Annotated in this window: 17 protein-coding genes; 4 read left to right on the forward strand and 13 right to left on the reverse strand. The window is 54.3% G+C overall.

Going from position 1 to position 18,262, the window contains the following annotated elements:
- Positions 1–11: 11 nt before the first annotated feature.
- The gene (locus ACB496_RS19480) at positions 12–353 is read left to right on the forward strand and encodes a GIY-YIG nuclease family protein (protein WP_371973304.1); all 342 of its coding nucleotides are present in this window, start codon (positions 12–14) and stop codon (positions 351–353) included.
- Here ACB496_RS19480 and ACB496_RS19485 read toward each other — a convergent pair.
- Entirely contained in the window at positions 340–843 is a 504-nt protein-coding gene (locus ACB496_RS19485; RefSeq protein WP_102105478.1) for a GNAT family N-acetyltransferase, read from the reverse strand. The genes ACB496_RS19480 and ACB496_RS19485 overlap by 14 nt on opposite strands.
- The gene (locus ACB496_RS19490) at positions 837–1,361 is read right to left on the reverse strand and encodes an SCP2 domain-containing protein (protein WP_181826910.1); all 525 of its coding nucleotides are present in this window, start codon (positions 1,359–1,361) and stop codon (positions 837–839) included. The genes ACB496_RS19485 and ACB496_RS19490 overlap by 7 nt, the downstream gene beginning before the upstream one ends.
- 220 nt (positions 1,362–1,581) lie before the next feature.
- Here ACB496_RS19490 and ACB496_RS19495 point away from each other — a divergent pair, with 220 nt between their 5' ends.
- The 3 genes from ACB496_RS19495 to ACB496_RS19505 all read left to right on the forward strand — a co-directional run bounded on the left by ACB496_RS19495 (position 1,582) and on the right by ACB496_RS19505 (position 4,671).
- Positions 1,582–2,577 (forward strand): peptidase U32 family protein, encoded by a 996-nt coding sequence (locus ACB496_RS19495; protein WP_100778763.1) that lies wholly within the window; start codon positions 1,582–1,584, stop codon positions 2,575–2,577.
- 8 nt (positions 2,578–2,585) lie between these two features.
- On the forward strand, positions 2,586–3,464 hold the full coding sequence (locus ACB496_RS19500; protein ID WP_123428249.1) for a U32 family peptidase: 879 nt from the start codon (positions 2,586–2,588) through the stop codon (positions 3,462–3,464).
- Positions 3,465–3,663: 199 nt separating this feature from the next.
- Positions 3,664–4,671 (forward strand): luciferase-like monooxygenase, encoded by a 1,008-nt coding sequence (locus ACB496_RS19505; protein ID WP_100778761.1) that lies wholly within the window; start codon positions 3,664–3,666, stop codon positions 4,669–4,671.
- Between the two features lie 82 nt (positions 4,672–4,753).
- On the opposite strand, the gene mtr is transcribed toward ACB496_RS19505, so the two are convergent.
- The 11 genes from mtr to rimP form a co-directional block, all read right to left on the reverse strand.
- A complete protein-coding gene (gene mtr / locus ACB496_RS19510; RefSeq protein WP_100778760.1) occupies positions 4,754–5,998 on the reverse strand; it encodes a tryptophan permease in 1,245 nt (414 codons plus the stop codon).
- Positions 5,999–6,153: 155 nt separating this feature from the next.
- A complete protein-coding gene (locus ACB496_RS19515) occupies positions 6,154–8,073 on the reverse strand; it encodes a DEAD/DEAH family ATP-dependent RNA helicase (RefSeq protein ID WP_100778759.1) in 1,920 nt (639 codons plus the stop codon).
- Entirely contained in the window at positions 8,066–8,146 is an 81-nt protein-coding gene (yrbN, locus tag ACB496_RS19520) for a protein YrbN (RefSeq protein ID WP_097919743.1), read from the reverse strand. Before yrbN ends, ACB496_RS19515 begins: the two co-directional genes overlap by 8 nt.
- 110 nt (positions 8,147–8,256) lie before the next feature.
- Positions 8,257–9,141: a lipoprotein NlpI gene (gene nlpI / locus ACB496_RS19525; protein WP_100778758.1), complete on the reverse strand. Its 885-nt coding sequence runs from the start codon at positions 9,139–9,141 to the stop codon at positions 8,257–8,259.
- Positions 9,142–9,249: 108 nt separating this feature from the next.
- A complete protein-coding gene (gene pnp, locus ACB496_RS19530; protein WP_371973309.1) occupies positions 9,250–11,385 on the reverse strand; it encodes a polyribonucleotide nucleotidyltransferase in 2,136 nt (711 codons plus the stop codon).
- A gap of 241 nt (positions 11,386–11,626) precedes the next feature.
- Positions 11,627–11,896: a 30S ribosomal protein S15 gene (rpsO, locus tag ACB496_RS19535; RefSeq protein WP_003861789.1), complete on the reverse strand. Its 270-nt coding sequence runs from the start codon at positions 11,894–11,896 to the stop codon at positions 11,627–11,629.
- A gap of 150 nt (positions 11,897–12,046) precedes the next feature.
- Positions 12,047–12,991, reverse strand: coding sequence for a tRNA pseudouridine(55) synthase TruB (truB, locus tag ACB496_RS19540; protein WP_248859223.1), 945 nt, complete (start codon positions 12,989–12,991; stop codon positions 12,047–12,049).
- A complete protein-coding gene (gene rbfA / locus ACB496_RS19545; protein ID WP_100778756.1) occupies positions 12,991–13,392 on the reverse strand; it encodes a 30S ribosome-binding factor RbfA in 402 nt (133 codons plus the stop codon). The genes truB and rbfA overlap by 1 nt, the downstream gene beginning before the upstream one ends.
- Positions 13,393–13,496: 104 nt before the next feature.
- Positions 13,497–16,190 (reverse strand): translation initiation factor IF-2, encoded by a 2,694-nt coding sequence (gene infB / locus ACB496_RS19550; RefSeq protein ID WP_100778755.1) that lies wholly within the window; start codon positions 16,188–16,190, stop codon positions 13,497–13,499.
- A 24-nt stretch (positions 16,191–16,214) separates the two neighbouring features.
- Positions 16,215–17,702, reverse strand: coding sequence for a transcription termination factor NusA (nusA, locus tag ACB496_RS19555; protein ID WP_100778754.1), 1,488 nt, complete (start codon positions 17,700–17,702; stop codon positions 16,215–16,217).
- A 28-nt stretch (positions 17,703–17,730) separates the two neighbouring features.
- Positions 17,731–18,183, reverse strand: coding sequence for a ribosome maturation factor RimP (gene rimP, locus ACB496_RS19560; RefSeq protein ID WP_142503648.1), 453 nt, complete (start codon positions 18,181–18,183; stop codon positions 17,731–17,733).
- Positions 18,184–18,262: the final 79 nt, after the last annotated feature.

The raw sequence follows: 18,262 nt of genomic DNA on the forward strand, positions 1-18,262 counted from the left end.
CGCGCTCTCTCATGCTATGGTGCGTTCACCTTAACATACTGAATCTGCAAACTGTGTGCTGGTTTCTCTATCTTGTCCGAACGGCCAATAATGCACTCTACACCGGGATTACCACCGATGTAGCGCGGCGTTTCCTTGAACATCAAACGGGGAAAGGCGCCAAAGCGCTGCGGGGGAAAGGTGAGCTGACGCTGGCCTTTTCGGCGCATGTCGGTGAGCGCTCGCTGGCACTGAAGATGGAGTACCGCATTAAGCAGCTGACGAAGCGCCAGAAAGAACGCCTCGTCGCCGGGGATGGTTCGTTTGAGGCGCTACGCGAGCGCCTGCAAAACGCGTCGATTAAAGACGATTGAAGTGGTCGTGATACTCCACCAGACCGCTGACGCCGTTCAGCGCGTCATCTGCCAGACGATGCACCTGGAAGGCGGTCTCAGTACCCGGCCAGCGGCAGTGCAGATCGTAAGGGGCGGCAGGCTCAAAACCTAAACGGCCATAGAATGCCGGGTCGCCCAGCGTGACCACCGCCGCGTATCCGAACTCATTCAGAGAATCCAGCCCTTCATAGACCAGCTGGCGCGCCAGCCCCTGACCGCGATAGTTTTCGTCGACAGCCAGCGGTGCCATTCCGACCCACTGAAGATCTTCGCCCTGAACGGCGACCGGGCTAAAGGCCACGTAACCCACAACCTGTCCTTCGTCATCCGTCGCAACCAGGCCGAGCGTCACCAGCCCGTCTTCACGCAGATCGTGGACCAGTCGGGCCTCGGCGTCTTCCGGGAATGACCGACGTAATAATGAATCAATGCCAGGGGCATCAATCCCAATTTCAACTCGAATCAGCATGGCTCACCTACTGAAGTGTGTTTACTTTCGGGCGGGGTTTTCAGACCCGCCTCAACGAAATCGGCCATTTGCATCAGCACCGTGCGCAGCGCCTTCGGCATCTGATCCAGCTCAATGGCATCCATTAAATTTTTGACGTACAGGCCAAGCTCGGTATCCCCTTCAATCACCAGACGACGCTGGAAGAAAAGGGTATCCGGGTCCTGCTTACGCGCGGCGATCATCAGCAGATCGCTGGCATTCGCGCTGAAACTGACATCCGCCGGGGCGGAATCACTGACCATCAGCTTGCCGTTCTCGACGGAGGTAAACCAGCACAGTCCGATGTCACGCACCTCGATGCGTAGCCAGCGCCCGTCGAGAAACTCCAGCTCACCCTCTTCCAGCGCCTGGCGGAACTGCCAGCTCAGCACCTGCTGAATCACCTGGCGTTTAAGAGCGAACGGCGTGAGTTTGACCGGCACGCTCAGCAGAGATGGACCAAATTGTACGAGGCGTGAACGCAGTTTTTCCAGCACGAGCTTTACTCCCTGATGTCGATAATCCTGTTATTTTGCCATATCCGGCAGCCATCGTAGCGGCGTAAATCAACAAACCGTATTGCGGCATGATTGATTATTGGTGTCATCAATACGCCATTAACTGCCTTAAATCAAAAATTGTCGCGTGGAGGTTAATTAAACTCCCCGTTCGTTAACAATTTTGTGCCCTCTGGGGCAGCGAACGTCAGGATAAATTATGGAGCTGCTCTGTCCAGCCGGAAACCTTCCGGCACTTAAAGCGGCCATCGAAAACGGCGCCGATGCGGTCTATATCGGGCTGAAAGATGACACCAACGCCCGCCATTTTGCTGGTCTGAACTTCACGGAGAAGAAGCTCCAGGAAGCGGTCAATTTCGTCCACCAGCACCGCCGCAAGTTACATATCGCCATCAACACCTTTGCGCATCCCGATGGTTATGTACGCTGGCAGCGCGCGGTGGATATGGCGGCACAGCTCGGGGCAGACGCGTTGATCCTCGCCGACCTCGCTATGCTGGAGTATGCCGCAGAACGCTATCCGCATATTGAGCGCCATGTCTCTGTTCAGGCCTCGGCCACCAACGAAGAGGCCGTGCGCTTTTATCATCGTCACTTTGACGTCGCCCGCGTGGTGTTGCCGCGCGTGCTGTCTATTCATCAGGTTAAGCAACTGGCGCGGGTCTCGCCAGTTCCACTGGAAGTTTTTGCGTTCGGCAGCCTGTGCATCATGGCTGAAGGCCGCTGCTATCTCTCGTCCTATCTGACCGGCGAATCACCGAATACCGTCGGGGCCTGCTCCCCTGCCCGCTTTGTGCGCTGGCAGCAGACACCACAGGGGCTGGAGTCGCGGCTGAATGACGTGCTGATCGACCGCTATCAGGACGGGGAAAACGCCGGATATCCGACGCTGTGCAAAGGCCGTTATCTGGTCGACGGCGAACGCTATCACGCCCTGGAAGAACCCACCAGCCTGAACACGCTGGAACTACTGCCGGAACTGCTGGCGGCGAACATTGCCTCGGTGAAAATCGAGGGTCGTCAACGCAGCCCGGCGTACGTCAGCCAGGTGGCGAAAGTGTGGCGACAGGCGATCGATCGCTGCATGGCCGATCCGCAGAATTACGCCCCACAACCGGCCTGGATGGACACCCTGGGCGCGATGTCCGAAGGCACGCAAACCACGCTTGGCGCGTATCACCGTAAATGGCAGTGAGATAATCCATGAAATATTCATTAGGACCCGTGCTCTACTACTGGTCAAAAGAGACGCTGGAAGATTTTTACCAGCAGGCGGCGGGCAGTAGCGCCGATACGATTTATCTCGGGGAGTCCGTCTGCAGCAAACGTCGTGCAACCAAAGTGGGCGACTGGCTGGATATGGCGAAAAACCTCGCCGGCAGCGGCAAGCAGGTGGTGCTGTCGACGCTTGCGCTGGTGCAGGCCTCATCGGAGCTGGGCGAGATTAAACGCTACGTCGAGAACGGTGATTTCCTGCTGGAAGCGAGCGATCTTGGCGTGGTGAACATGTGCGCTGAACGCAAGCTGCCGTTTGTCGCCGGACATGCGCTCAATTGCTATAACGCCGTGACCCTGCGCCTGCTGCTGAAACAGGGGATGACGCGCTGGTGTATGCCGGTGGAACTCTCCCGCGACTGGCTGGTCAACCTGCTGAATCAGTGTGAAGAGCTGGGCATCCGCAATCAGTTTGAAGTGGAAGTATTGAGCTACGGGCATCTGCCGCTGGCGTATTCCGCGCGCTGCTTCACTGCCCGCTCCGAAGACCGCCCGAAAGACGAGTGCGAAACCTGCTGCATCAAGTATCCCAACGGGCGCAATATGCTGTCGCAGGAGAACCAGCAGGTCTTTGTCCTCAACGGCATTCAGACCATGAGCGGCTATGTTTACAATCTCGGCAACGAGCTGACGTCGATGCAAGGCGTGGTGGATATGGTGCGCCTGTCACCGCTGGACACTAACGTGTTTGCGATGCTGGATGCGTTTCGTGCCAACGAAAATGGCACCGCTCCCCTGCCGCTAAAGGCAAACAGCGACTGCAACGGTTACTGGAAACGTGTGGCCGGGCTGGAGCTGCAGGCCTAAATGTAGACATCTTTTAAGCTGCATGAAAGCGGCCAGTCTGGAAATCCGCCTGAGCATACTCAAGTCAGTGTCGGGATAAACAGATCAAGCCAACGCACAGGCAGTTTGAAGGATGAAGTGTAAAAGCTCACTTTGTTAACAACGGTTATTAATTTTTAATGCACTATTAAAAGATTCACCGTCGACAAAGTGAGCTGTTATGACTGATAAATCCATTCCTTTTTCGGTGCTCGATCTGGCGCCGATCCCAGAAGGCTCCTCGGCACGAGAAGCTTTTTCTCACTCTCTGGATCTTGCCCGTCTCGCGGAACAGCGTGGCTATCATCGCTACTGGCTGGCAGAACATCACAACATGGTGGGCATCGCCAGCGCGGCGACCTCGGTGCTGATTGGCTATCTGGCGGCAAACACCACGACTCTGCATCTCGGCTCGGGCGGCGTAATGTTGCCGAACCACTCCCCGCTGGTGATTGCCGAACAGTTTGGCACCCTGAATACGCTCTATCCCGGGCGAATTGATTTAGGGCTTGGCCGTGCGCCAGGAAGCGATCAGCCGACTATGCGCGCGCTGCGTCGTCATATGGGCGGTGATATTGATAACTTCCCGCGCGATGTGGCGGAACTGGTGGACTGGTTTGATGCGCGCGATCCTCATCCGCAGGTGCGCCCGGTACCCGGTTACGGCGAGAAGATCCCCGTGTGGCTGCTCGGTTCAAGTCTGTATAGCGCACAGCTGGCGGCGCAGCTCGGCCTGCCGTTTGCGTTTGCCTCCCACTTTGCCCCGGATATGCTGCATCAGGCGCTGCATCTCTATCGCACTCAGTTCAAACCGTCCGAACGGCTGGAAAAACCGCACGCGATGGTGTGTATCAACATTATCGCCGCCGACAGCAACCGCGATGCGGAATTCCTCTTTACGTCAATGCAGCAGGCGTTTGCGAAGCTGCGCCGTGGCGAGAGCGGACAGCTGCCGCCGCCGGTGGAGAATATGCATCAGCTGTGGTCAGCGTCGGAACAGTACGGTGTGCAGCAGGCGCTCAGTATGTCGCTGGTAGGCGATAAAGCGAAAGTGCGTCACGGGCTGGAGGCGGTGCTACGAGAAACGCAGGCTGACGAGATTATGGTTAACGGGCAGATTTTCGATCACCAGGCGCGTTTGCACTCGTTTGATCTGGCCATGCAGGTGAAAGAAGAGTTGCTAGGATAGTGTTTGTGCCCGGTGGCGATACGCCTGCCGGGCCTGCAGATTTTTATGCCGGATAAGGCGCAGCCGCCATCCGGCAATCGTCTTACTGATACACCGGCAACACATCAAAGCTCGACAGCACATGTACCAGCGCGTTTCCGACACCGAAGATCAGAATCAGCGCAATCATCGGCTTGCCGCCCCAGACGCGGAATTTTGGGCTGCCGAAGCGTTTACGTGATTTGCGGGCCAGCAGCGCCGGAACGATCGCCGCCCAGATGGTGGCCGCTAAACCAGCATAGCCGATAGCGTACAGGAACCCGTTCGGCCACAGCAGGCCACCGACAATCGGCGGCAGGAAGGTCAGCAACGCGGTTTTGAGACGACCCAACGCGGAATCGTCAAAGCCAAACAGATCCGCCAGATAGTCAAACAGCCCCAGCGTCACCCCGAGGAACGAACTCGCCACGGCAAAGTTCGAGAACACCACCAGCAGCAGATCCAGACTGCGGCTATTCAGCACGCCACTCAGCGCCTGCACCAGCACATCAATGTTACCGCCCTTCTGCGCAATGCCGATGAATTCCGGACGCGGGATGTTGCCCATCGTCCCCAGCAGCCAAATCACATACAGCCCCAGCGCCAGCAGCGTGCCGTAAACCAGGCAGCGAATAATGGTGCGAGGATCTTTGCCGTAATACTTCATCAGGCTCGGGACGTTACCGTGGTAGCCAAATGACGCCAGGCAGAATGGCAAGGTCATGAGCAGGTACGGCGAGTACGATGCGTGGCTTTCGGCAACGTTAAACAGCGTAGCGGGCGTGACATGGCCCAACAGGCTGCCGAAGGTCAGGAAGAAAGTGATAACTTTTGCACCGAGGACGATGGCGGTCATGCGGCTCACCGCTTTGGTGCTCATCCAGACGATAAACGCCACGGCCAGCGCGAAGATCAGACCCGCCACACGCGCCGGGACATTCAGCGACATTTCAGAAAACGTGTGGTGCAGTATCGAACCGCTCGCCGAAATGTAGGCGTAGGTCAGGATATACAGCACGAAAGCAATCGAGATGCCGTTTACCAGATTCCAGCCTTTCCCGAGCAGGTCTTTAGTGATGGTGTCGAAGCTCGACCCGATGCGGTAGTTCAGGTTCGCCTCAAGGATCATCAGCCCGGAATGCAGCATGCAGAACCAGGTGAAAACCAGCGCAGCCAGCGACCAGAAGAACCACGCGCCGGACATGACCACCGGCAGGGAAAACATCCCTGCACCGATTATCGTCCCGCCGATAATCACCACGCCGCCAAGCAGCGAAGGTGAAGTTTGTGTGGTGGTTAGTGTCGCCATACAGCCGTTTCTCCAGTTAAACATTTTGCTACTGCATTTTAATGTGTCGCACTGTACCAGTACGATAGTACAAATGGAATAAAAAAAGCCCCGATAAAAAATATCGGGGCTGTAATGATTACTTTACGCTATCAGGCGTGTATCAGGCGTGGCAATTACGCGTCACGACGACGGGCAGTGCCTTCATCGCGACGTGGGCCGCGGTTTTCGCGACGCTCACCGCTGAAGCGACCTGCACCGGCTGGTGCTGCGCCATCACGACGAGGACCACGACCGCCTTCACGACGCTCACCGCCACCGAAACGACGCTCGCCCGCTGGACGATCACCTTCGCGGCGAGGACCACGATCAGGACGCGGCTGGGCATCGCCCATCAGCTGCATGTTCATCGGTTTGTTCAGGATGCGGGTGCGAGTAAAGTGCTGCAGAACTTCGCCCGGCATGCCTTTTGGCAGTTCGATCGTAGAGTGCGTACCGAACAGCTTGATGTTACCGATGTAACGGCTGCTGATGTCGCCTTCGTTCGCGATAGCGCCAACGATATGACGAACTTCAACACCATCATCACGGCCAACTTCAATGCGGTACAGTTCCATATCGCCTGCGTCACGACGCTCACGACGTGGACGGTCTTCACCGCTACGCTCTGGACGGTCGCCACGTGGACCACGGTCATTACGATCGTTACCGCGACGCTCGAAACGCTCATCGCGCTCACGGAATTCACGCTTAGGACGCATCGGTGCATCAGGTGGCACGATCAGAGCACGTTCGCCCTGCGCCATTTTCAGCAGCGCTGCAGCCAGAGTTTCGATGTCCAGCTCTTCGCCTTCCACAGTCGGCTGGATTTGCGCCAGCAGAGCACGGTACTGATCCAGATCGCTGCTTTCCAGCTGCTGCTGTACTTTCGCGGCGAATTTTTCCAGGCGGCGTTTGCCCAGCAGGTCTGCGTTTGGCAGTTCTGCTTCTGGAATGGTCAGCTTCATGGTGCGTTCGATGTTACGCAGCAGACGACGCTCGCGGTTCTCAACGAACAGCAGAGCACGGCCAGCACGACCCGCACGACCGGTACGACCGATACGGTGAACGTAAGACTCGGAATCCATAGGGATGTCGTAGTTCACAACCAGGCTGATACGTTCTACGTCCAGACCACGTGCTGCCACGTCGGTTGCAATCAGGATATCCAGACGACCGTCTTTCAGACGCTCCAGAGTCTGCTCACGCAGGGACTGGTTCATGTCGCCGTTCAGCGCTGCGCTGTTATAGCCGCTACGTTCCAGGGCTTCAGCCACTTCCAGGGTCGCGTTTTTGGTACGAACGAAGATAATCGCCGCATCAAAATCTTCTGCTTCCAGGAAACGCACCAGCGCTTCGTTTTTACGCATACCGTATACAGACCAGTAGCTCTGGCTGATGTCCGGGCGAGTGGTTACGCTGGACTGGATACGCACTTCCTGCGGATCTTTCATGAAGCGACGAGTAATTCGACGGATCGCTTCTGGCATCGTTGCAGAGAACAGAGCGGTCTGATGACCTTCTGGGATCTGCGCCATAATGGTTTCTACGTCTTCGATGAAGCCCATGCGCAGCATTTCGTCAGCTTCATCCAGTACCAGACCGCTCAGTTTAGAGAGATCCAGAGTACCGCGTTTCAGGTGATCCAGCAGACGGCCAGGTGTACCGACAACAATCTGTGGACCCTGACGCAGGGCGCGTAACTGCACGTCATAACGCTGGCCGCCGTAAAGGGCTACCACGTTCACGCCGCGCATGTGTTTAGAGAATTCAGTCATCGCTTCCGCTACCTGAACAGCCAGTTCACGGGTCGGAGCGAGTACGAGGATCTGCGGTGCACGCAGTTCCGGATCAATGTTGTGCAGCAGTGGCAGCGAGAACGCTGCGGTTTTACCGCTACCAGTCTGGGCCATGCCCAGCACGTCACGACCAGAGAGCAGATGCGGGATGCATTCAGCCTGGATCGGAGATGGTTTTTCGTAACCCAGATCGTTAAGGGCTTCAAGGATAGTGGCCTTCAGGCCCAGATCTGCAAAAGTGGTTTCGAATTCAGCCATGTAGTACAAGTGCCTCGATATTAATGGCGGCCAGTCTACATAACTCGTCGTGAAAATGATTAGCAATTTTCATTGAAAAGTGTGAACCGGCTCAAAGTAGGTGTATTGACGAACAACAACGCCCTCACCAGTTAAGGTGATGGCAATCAAAAAAATGATTACGGGCTGATGTGGTGACGTCAGCTATTGCTGGTCCGATTCTGCCAGGTCGTCTTGCTCCTGGCCCAAGAGCGATAATTCCAACAATGCATAACGGTGCTCAACGAAGTTGTGGACGTTGTTAGCAACCGCTAATTTGAACAGTGCCGTAGCGCTGTCCATATCCCCCAGACTTAGGTAGTACTTACCTAAATAGAAGTTGGTTTCACTGAGATGCTCAGCGAGCGAGGTGTTATCCGTTGCGTCCGCCTTGAGCCTATCCATCAGCGTTGCTTCGCTAATGTTGCCCAGGTAGAACTCGACAATGTTCCATCCCCATTGTTCCTTGTCCGATTTCTCGAAGCGTTGTTTTAACGCCTCTTTCGCCTGCTTCTCATTGAGCTTCTGCTCAACGATGTAAAGCCACAGGACGCGGAAAGGATCATTAGGATCGTCTTGATAAAACGCCAGCAGATCATCTTGCGCTAACTTGTCACGACCGCCGTAATACAATGCGATACCGCGATTCAAGTGCGCGTAGTTGTAAGTTGGATCAAGCTCAAGTACAGAATCAAACGCTTCATAGGCAGCATCAAAATTGCCTGCCTGCGTTAAATATATACCTAAGTAATTGAATACTTCAGGCATATCAGGTCGGATTGCCAGCGCTTGTGAAAAATCATTTCGCGCTAGTGCCCTCAGACCGAGACTATCATACAACACTCCGCGCTCATATAAAAGCTGTGCGCGTTCATCATCGGTTAAAGCCCGACTGGCAAGAATTTGTTCCATGCGTGCCAGAATCACTTCCTGCTGCAAAGTCGGTTGCAATGGCACTGCGAGGACTTCGCTCTTACGCCAGGCAGAGTTGCTGCATCCTGCCAGCGTTAAAGCTGTCGCAACGAAACACCAGCGCAAAAAAGGCTTCATTTCCCACTCCCGAAGACAACTATTGGATGAACGTCCTGTCCCCCGGCTGCTAACAAGGCGTCCTGCCTGATAATACGCCCCCCGCCGAAGCGGAGGGCAAATGCAACCTTACTCGCCTTGTTCTGCGGCCGGGGCTACCGGCGCGGCAGCAGGCTGAGACTGCTCGGTCGCTTCTTTAATGCTCAGACGGATACGGCCCTGGCGGTCAACTTCCAGAACTTTAACCGGGACTTCCTGGTTCATCTGCAGGTAGTCGGTCACTTTCTCAACGCGCTTGTCAGCGATCTGAGAGATGTGTACCAGACCTTCTTTACCGCCACCGATGGCAACGAACGCGCCAAAGTCAACGATACGGGTCACTTTACCATTGTAGATGCGACCCACTTCGATTTCTGCAGTGATCTCTTCGATACGACGAATCGCGAATTTCGCTTTTTCGCCGTCGGTCGCTGCGATCTTCACAGTACCGTCATCTTCGATTTCGATAGTGGTGCCGGTCTCTTCAGTCAGAGCACGGATAACAGAACCGCCTTTACCGATCACGTCTTTGATCTTGTCTGGGCTGATCTTAATGGTGTGGATACGCGGTGCGAACTGAGAAATGTCGCCGCGTGGCGCGTTGATCGCCTGCTCCATCACGCCCAGGATGTGCAGACGCGCACCTTTAGCCTGGTTCAGTGCAACCTGCATGATCTCTTTGGTGATACCTTCAATTTTGATATCCATCTGCAGTGCAGAGATACCTTCGCGGGAACCCGCAACTTTGAAGTCCATATCGCCCAGGTGATCTTCGTCGCCCAGAATGTCAGACAGAACAACAAAGTTGTCGCCTTCTTTCACCAGGCCCATTGCGATACCCGCAACAGCAGCTTTGATTGGCACGCCTGCATCCATCAGAGCCAGGGAAGCGCCACACACGGAAGCCATAGAAGAAGAACCGTTAGATTCGGTAATTTCAGAAACCACACGAACGGTGTACGGGAATTTGTCAGCTTCCGGCATAACTGCCAGCACGCCGCGCTTCGCCAGACGACCGTGACCAATTTCACGACGCTTAGGCGAGCCAACCATACCGGTTTCACCTACGGAGTACGGAGGGAAGTTATAGTGGAACAGGAAGCTGTCAGTGCGCTCGCCCATCAGTTCGTCGATGTTCTGTGCGTCACGTGCAGTACCCAGAGTCGCGGTTACCAGCGCCTGAGTTTCGCCACGGGTGAACAGTGCGGAACCGTGAGTACGTGGCAGAACGCCAGTACGCACATCCAGACCACGGATCATGTCTTTTTCGCGGCCATCGATACGCGGTTCGCCAGCCAGAACGCGGCTACGTACAGCATTTTTCTCGATAGCGTGCAGGATTTCGCTCAGCTCGTTCGCGTCCAGGGATTCATCTTCTGCAACCAGCGTAGCGATGGTTTCAGATTTGATGACATCAATCTGCGCGTAACGCTCTTGTTTGTCAGTGATGCGGTATGCATCGCTCAGACGCGCTTCTGCCAGGGCAGCAACGCGCGCGTTCAGCGCTTCGTTAACGGCTTCTGGCTGCCAGTCCCAACGTGGTTTACCGGCTTCTTTCACCAGATCGTTGATGTTCTGAATAACAATCTGCTGCTGCTCGTGGCCAAATACCACGGCGCCCAACATCTGGTCTTCGCTCAGCAGTTCTGCTTCGGATTCAACCATCAGTACGGCAGCTTCAGTACCGGCAACAACCAGGTCCAGCTTACTTTCTTTCAGCTCATCCTGAGTCGGGTTCAGTACGTACTGGTCGTTGATATAACCAACGCGAGCAGAACCGATAGGACCGTTGAATGGAATGCCTGACAGGGACAGTGCAGCGGATGCACCGATCATCGCCACGATGTCCGGGTTAACCTGTGGGTTAACGGAAACAACGGTCGCGATAACCTGAACTTCGTTTACGAAGCCTTCCGGGAACAGCGGACGAACCGGGCGGTCAATCAGACGCGCAATCAGGGTTTCGCCTTCGCTTGGACGGCCTTCACGACGGAAGAAGCCACCCGGGATTTTACCAGCAGCGTAAGTACGCTCCTGATAGTTCACGGTCAGAGGGAAGAAGTCCTGACCTGGTTTTGCTTTTTTCTGGCCTACAACGGTCACGAATACAGCGGTGTCATCCATGCTTACCATAACGGCAGCAGTAGCCTGACGCGCCATCATGCCGGTTTCCAGCGTGACGGTATGCTGACCATACTGGAATTTACGAACGATCGGATTCAGCAAAATTCTGTCCTTTCTTAATGAATGACAGCACACCTTCGGTGTGCTGTCGATTTAACCCGACCTTCTTCGCATCCTCGCGACTAATGACAACCGACACCCCCATGGGTGAAGCCTCTCATTAGCCGCGCGAACCTCTGCAATGAAGATCATTTATAGCAACAATACAATAGTTTCCAGTGAATTGCTGCCGTCTGGTTGAAAAAAGGGGCCATTAGGCCCCTTTTTCTGAAACTCGCAAGACTTAGCGACGCAGACCCAGACGCTCGATCAGCGCGGTGTAGCGTGCAACATCTTTACGTTTCAGGTAGTCGAGCAGTTTACGACGCTGAGAAACCATACGCAGCAGACCACGACGGCTGTGGTGATCTTTTTTGTGCTCTGCAAAGTGACCCTGCAGGTGGTTAATCTGTGCAGTCAGCAGGGCAACCTGAACTTCGGTAGAACCGCTGTCGTTAGTACCACGACCGAACTCGGAAACGATTTTAGCTTTAGCTTCAACGCTTAGAGACATGATGAACTCCAAAAAATAAAGAATGAAAGGGTGCCGATCTCTAATTCAGCAACCCCAGTTTACGCCGCGCAGATTGTTAAACAATTTGCCCGACGTTAAGCGGCGATATTCTACCCGTCTCCCCTGCTTATCGCAAGGCAAGTAAATCGCTTAGAGGGGATATTCAACAACCAGGCGACGCGGTGCTACGCGGCCTTCGTCGTCGATTTCACCCATTCCGATAAACTTGTTTTCTTCGCCTTCGGTAACACGGACCAGCCCGGTATGCGGGGTATCTGTCGTGCGAACCGGATTGCCGTTTTTAAAGTAAACGGATGAAGTCAGGGGCAAATTCACAATCGGGAAATCAGCAGCCGGACTGTCCATCGGCATCAGCAGCGGGTCAAGTAAATCGGCCGGGGAGATCCCCTGCTCTTCTGCCTGATCGACCAGCGCACGAAGATGCTCAAGCGTCACCATACGTTCAACCGGATATTTACTGACCGCAAGACGACGCAGGTAAATCACATGCGCGCCACAGCCCAGTTTTTCACCCAGATCGTCAATGATGGTGCGAATGTACGTGCCTTTCGAGCAATGAACTTCCAGCTCCAGTTCGTCACCTTCGTGGCGAATGAACAGCAGTTCGTAGACGGTGATCGGGCGCGCTTCACGCGGGACTTCAATCCCCTGGCGGGCATATTCGTAGAGCTTTTTGCCCTGATACTTCAGCGCCGAATACATGGACGGCACCTGCAGAGTATCGCCACGGAAGCTTTCCAGCGCGGCCTGAAGCTGCTCGGCACTGAAGGTCACCGGACGCTCTTCGACAACCTGACCGTCTGCGTCGGAGGTGTCCGTACGCTGACCAAGTTTCGCGATCACGCGATAGCGCTTATCAGAATCGAGCAGGTACTGGGAAAACTTGGTTGCTTCGCCCAGACAGACCGGCAGCATGCCTGTCGCCAGTGGGTCCAGCGCACCGGTATGCCCGGCGCGGTTAGCGTTATAAAGACGCTTCACTTTTTGCAGCACGTCATTGCTGGATGCGCCCTGAGGTTTATCCAGCAGCAGCACGCCGTGCACGTCGCGACCGCGACGACGAGGACGACTCATCAGTCCTCCTTGCTGTCGTCCGGGTTCACACGACGTTCATCGTCATGTTTAACCACGCTGGTCACCAGGTTGGACATCCGCATACCTTCAACCAGCGAGTTATCGTAGAAGAAAGTCAGCTCCGGCACGATACGCAGACGCATCGCTTTACCGAGCAGAGAGCGGATAAAACCAGAGGCTTCCTGCAATGCTTTAATGCCGTTCTTAACAGCGGCTTCGTCTTTGTCGTTCAGGAACGTGACGAACACTTTGGCATAGGCCAGATCACGGGACATCTCAACGCCCGAAACAGTGGTCATCATACCCACGCGTGGGTCTTTGATTTCGCGTTGCAGGATGAGTGCGATCTCTTTCTGCATCTCCTGAGCCACGCGCTGTGGGCGACCAAATTCTTTCGCCATAATAAATTCTCCAGACAAAAAAGGGGCCATAAGCCCCTTTTGATATTTCATGCCGGGTGGCGCTTCGCTTACCCGGCTTACAATTTTCTTAATCCTTTCGGGGATTAAGCAATGCTACGCTGGATTTCGATGATTTCGAACACTTCGATCATATCGCCAACGCGAACATCGTTGTAGTTCTTAACGCCGATACCACATTCCATGCCGTTACGGACTTCGTTAACGTCATCTTTGAAGCGGCGCAGGGATTCCAGCTCGCCTTCGTAGATAACCACGTTGTCACGCAGAACGCGGATTGGGTTATGACGTTTGATGGTACCTTCGGTAACCATACAACCCGCGATCGCACCAAATTTCGGTGATTTGAACACGTCACGAACTTCAGCCAGACCGATGATCTGCTGTTTCAGTTCTGGAGACAGCATGCCGCTCATCGCTGCTTTCACTTCGTCGATCAGATGGTAGATGACGGAGTAGTAGCGCAGATCCAGGCTTTCTGAATCGATAACTTTACGCGCAGAAGCATCAGCACGAACGTTGAAGCCAACCAGAATCGCGTTGGACGCCGCAGCCAGGGTTGCGTCGGTTTCGGTGATACCACCGACACCAGAACCGATGATCTTCACTTTCACTTCGTCGGTAGACAATTTCAGTAAAGAGTCGGAGATCGCTTCCACAGAACCCTGAACGTCCGCTTTCAGTACGACGTTCACTTCGTGAACTTCGCCTTCAGTCATGTTAGCGAACATGTTCTCGAGTTTAGATTTCTGCTGACGAGCCAGCTTAACTTCACGGAATTTGCCCTGACGATACAGTGCAACTTCACGCGCTTTCTTCTCGTCACGAACAACGGTCACTTCATCACCGGCAGCCGGAACACCCGACAGACCCAGGATTTCCACAGGAATGGATGGACCTGCTTCCAGAACTTCCTGACCCAGTTCGTTACGCATCGCACGAACACGACCGTATTCGAAGCCACACAGTACGATGTCGCCTTTGTTCAGCGTACCTTCACGGACCAGAACCGTTGCAACCGGGCCACGACCTTTATCCAGGAAGGATTCGATAACGGCGCCGCTTGCCATGCCTTTACGAACGGCTTTCAGCTCCAAAACTTCAGCCTGCAGCAGGATTGCGTTCAGCAGGTCATCAATACCGGTACCCGCTTTTGCAGATACTGGGATGAACTGAGACTCACCGCCCCACTCTTCCGGCATAACGCCGTACTGGGACAGTTCGTTTTTAACGCGATCCATGTCAGCTTCTGGCTTATCGATCTTGTTCACAGCAACAACCACTGGCACCTGCGCCGCTTTCGCGTGCTGGATTGCTTCGATTGTCTGTGGCATCACGCCATCATCTGCTGCAACAACCAGAACAACGATATCCGTTGCCTGTGCACCACGAGCACGCATAGAGGTAAACGCGGCGTGACCCGGGGTATCCAGGAAGGTGATCATACCGTTGTCAGTTTCAACGTGGTAAGCACCGATGTGCTGGGTAATGCCGCCCGCTTCGCCAGAGGCTACTTTCGTTGAACGAATGTAGTCCAGCAGAGAGGTTTTACCGTGGTCAACGTGACCCATGATGGTCACAACGGGTGCGCGGGATTCTGCCGCAGCGCCAGTATCACGGTCGCTCATTACCGCTTCTTCCAGCTCGTTTTCACGACGCAGGATAACTTTGTGGCCCATCTCTTCAGCAACCAGCTGCGCGGTTTCCTGATCGATAACCTGGTTAATGGTTGCCATTGCGCCCAGTTTCATCATCGCTTTGATGACCTGAGAACCTTTAACAGCCATTTTGTTTGCCAGGTCGCCCACGGTGATGGTTTCGCCAATCACAACGTCGCGGTTAACGGCCTGAGCAGGTTTCTGGAAGCCCTGCTGTAAAGAGGAACCTTTACGCTTGCCACCTTTACCACCGCGAACAGCGGCGCGCGCTTCTTCACGGTCAGCTTTGGATTCAGAGTGCTTGTTGCCTTTCTTCTGAGGACGAGCCGCTTTAGTCGTGCGAGTACGGCCACGGCCGCCTTCAACTTCACGATCGTTCTCATCTTCGGCCTGGCGAGCATGCTGAGAAGTCGTGACGTGATAATCGCTCTTATCCTCTTCACCTTTCTCTTTTTCTTGCTCAGCCCAAACACCGGCATTTTCTTCCGCCATACGACGTGCTTCTTCAGCCACGCGACGCGCATCTTCTTCGAGCTTGCGACGTGCTTCTTCTTCCGCTTTACGCTTCAGGTCGGCTGCTTCGGTTTCACGACGGGCTTTTTCTGCCTGGGCGGTTTTGGTCATTTCGTCAGTTTGTTGATTGCTCACTTTGTCTTTTTCCGCAGCTTCACGCTTTGCTTTATCACTGGCATCGCGTTTCGCTTTTTCAGCGGCCTCACGTTCAGCTTTTAATACTGCCTCACGCTTGGCTGTTTCTTCTGCCTCACGATGGGCTTGCTCTTCCGCTTCACGCTGCGCCTGCTCTTCCGCTGCAAGGCGCTCGGCCTCTTGCGGATCACGTTTTACAAAGGTGCGTGTCTTGCGGACTTCGATTTGTACCGATTTGCTTTTTCCACCGGTACCTGGAACATTTAACGTGCTGCGCGTTTTACGCTGCAACGTCAGTTTGTCAGGCGTTGAACCGTGTTCACGGTTCAGGTGCGCTAACAAAGTTTGTTTTTCTTGTGCAGTTACTGAGTCATCAGCAGCCTTTGGGATCCCTGCATCAGCAAATTGCTGTACCAGGCGGTCCACAGGGGTCTGAATCTCAGCAGCCAGCGATTTTACAGTTACATCAGTCATGCTGTTCCTTCCTGCTACAGTTTATTACGCTTCGTCGCCGAACCAGCAAATATTACGTGCGGCCATGATGAGTTCGCCGGCTTTCTCGTCGGTTAAACCTTCGATATCAGCCAGGTCATCAACGCCTTGCTCAGCGAGATCTTCCAGCGTACAAACACCACGGGCAGCCAGCTTGAACGCAATCGCACGATCAAGACCTTCCAGATTCAGCAGGTCATCAGCCGGCTTGTTATCACCAAGGCTTTCTTCCTGAGCCAGCGCCAGGGTGGTCAGTGCGTTTTTAGCGCGTTCACGCAGGGCTTCAACGGTTGCTTCATCCAGGCCGTCAATTTCCAGCAGTTCTTTAATTGGCACATAGGCCAGTTCTTCAAGCGAAGAGAAACCTTCTTCGACCAGGACAGTGGCGAAATCTTCGTCGATGTCCAGGTACTTGGTAAAGTTATCGATCGCTGCATGGGCTTCAGCCTGATGCTTAGCCTGCAGGTCATCAACCGTCATTACGTTCAGATCCCAGCCGCTCAGTTGAGACGCCAGACGGACGTTCTGACCGTTACGACCGATAGCCTGTGCCAGGTTACCTGCTTCAACGGCGATATCCATGGTGTGCTTGTCTTCGTCGACAACGATAGAAGACACGTCAGCCGGAGCCATAGCGTTAATCACGAATTGTGCCGGGTTGTCGTCCCAAAGCACGATATCAATGCGCTCGCCGCCCAGTTCAGTAGAAACAGCCTGGACACGTGCGCCACGCATACCAACGCAAGCACCGACCGGGTCGATACGCTTATCGTTGGTTTTTACCGCGATCTTAGCGCGAGAACCCGGATCGCGGGCCGCTGCTTTGATCTCGATAACTTCTTCACCGATTTCTGGCACCTCAATGCGGAACAGTTCGATCAGCATTTCTGGCTTAGAGCGAGTGACGAAGAGCTGCGCACCACGCGCTTCCGGACGCACTGCGTACAGAACGCCGCGGATACGGTCGCCTGGACGGAAGTTCTCACGCGGCAACATGTCTTCACGCAGGATCACGGCTTCAGCGTTGCTGCCCAGATCCAGAGAGATGTTGTCACGGTTCACTTTCTTCACCACACCGGTGATGATTTCACCTTCGTGTTCGCGGAACTGATCAACCACCATCGCGCGCTCAGCTTCACGTACTTTCTGTACGATAACCTGCTTAGCGGTCTGGGTGGTGATACGGTCGAAGGTGACAGATTCGATCTGATCTTCAACATATTCGCCAACGTTGAAGCTTTCGTCTTCGTAACGAGCCGCTTCAAGCGTGATTTCTTTGGTTGGTTGAGTCACTTCTTCCACGATCACCCAACGGCGGAAGGTATCGAAGTCACCACTTTTACGATCGATTTCTACGCGAACATCGATCTCTTGTTCGTATTTTTTCTTGGTTGCTGTAGCCAGTGCACTTTCCAGCGCTTCGAAAATCTTCTCACGCGGCAGTGATTTCTCGTTAGAGACGGCTTCAACAACAGCCAAAATTTCTTTGTTCATCGCGGGCTTTTCACCTCAATCCAGACTGTTAAAAGTGGGGAACCAGGTTCGCCTTCTGGATATTACTCAGCGCGAACACTTCATCTTTGCCTTCGACTGTCACCGTGATCATCTCACCATCAACGGCCTTAATAATGCCCTGCCATTTACGGCGGTTTTGCACAGCCATACGCAGAACGACAGTCACTTCTTCACCGAGATACCGCGTGTAGTGCTCAGCGGTGAACATCGGACGGTGGAGACCAGGCGAGGAAACTTCCAGGTTATAGGCAACAGTAATAGGATCTTCAACGTCAAGAACTGCACTAACCTGGTGGCTGACATCAGCACAATCATCAACATTGATGCCATCTTCACTATCAATATAGATGCGCAGCGTGGATGTGCGGCTGCGAATAAATTCGATGCCGACCAGTTCGTAGCCCAGTGCTTCGACTGGTGCCTTAATCATCTCTGTTAATTTTTGCTCTAATGTGGACAAGCCCACCCCCAAGACATAAAAAAAGGGCCTAAAGCCCAGTTATTCTGTAGTCAGATAACAAAAAACCCCGATAAATCGG

It is taken from the genome of Lelliottia nimipressuralis (assembly GCF_041464075.1).
GTDB lineage: Bacteria > Pseudomonadota > Gammaproteobacteria > Enterobacterales > Enterobacteriaceae > Enterobacter > Enterobacter nimipressuralis.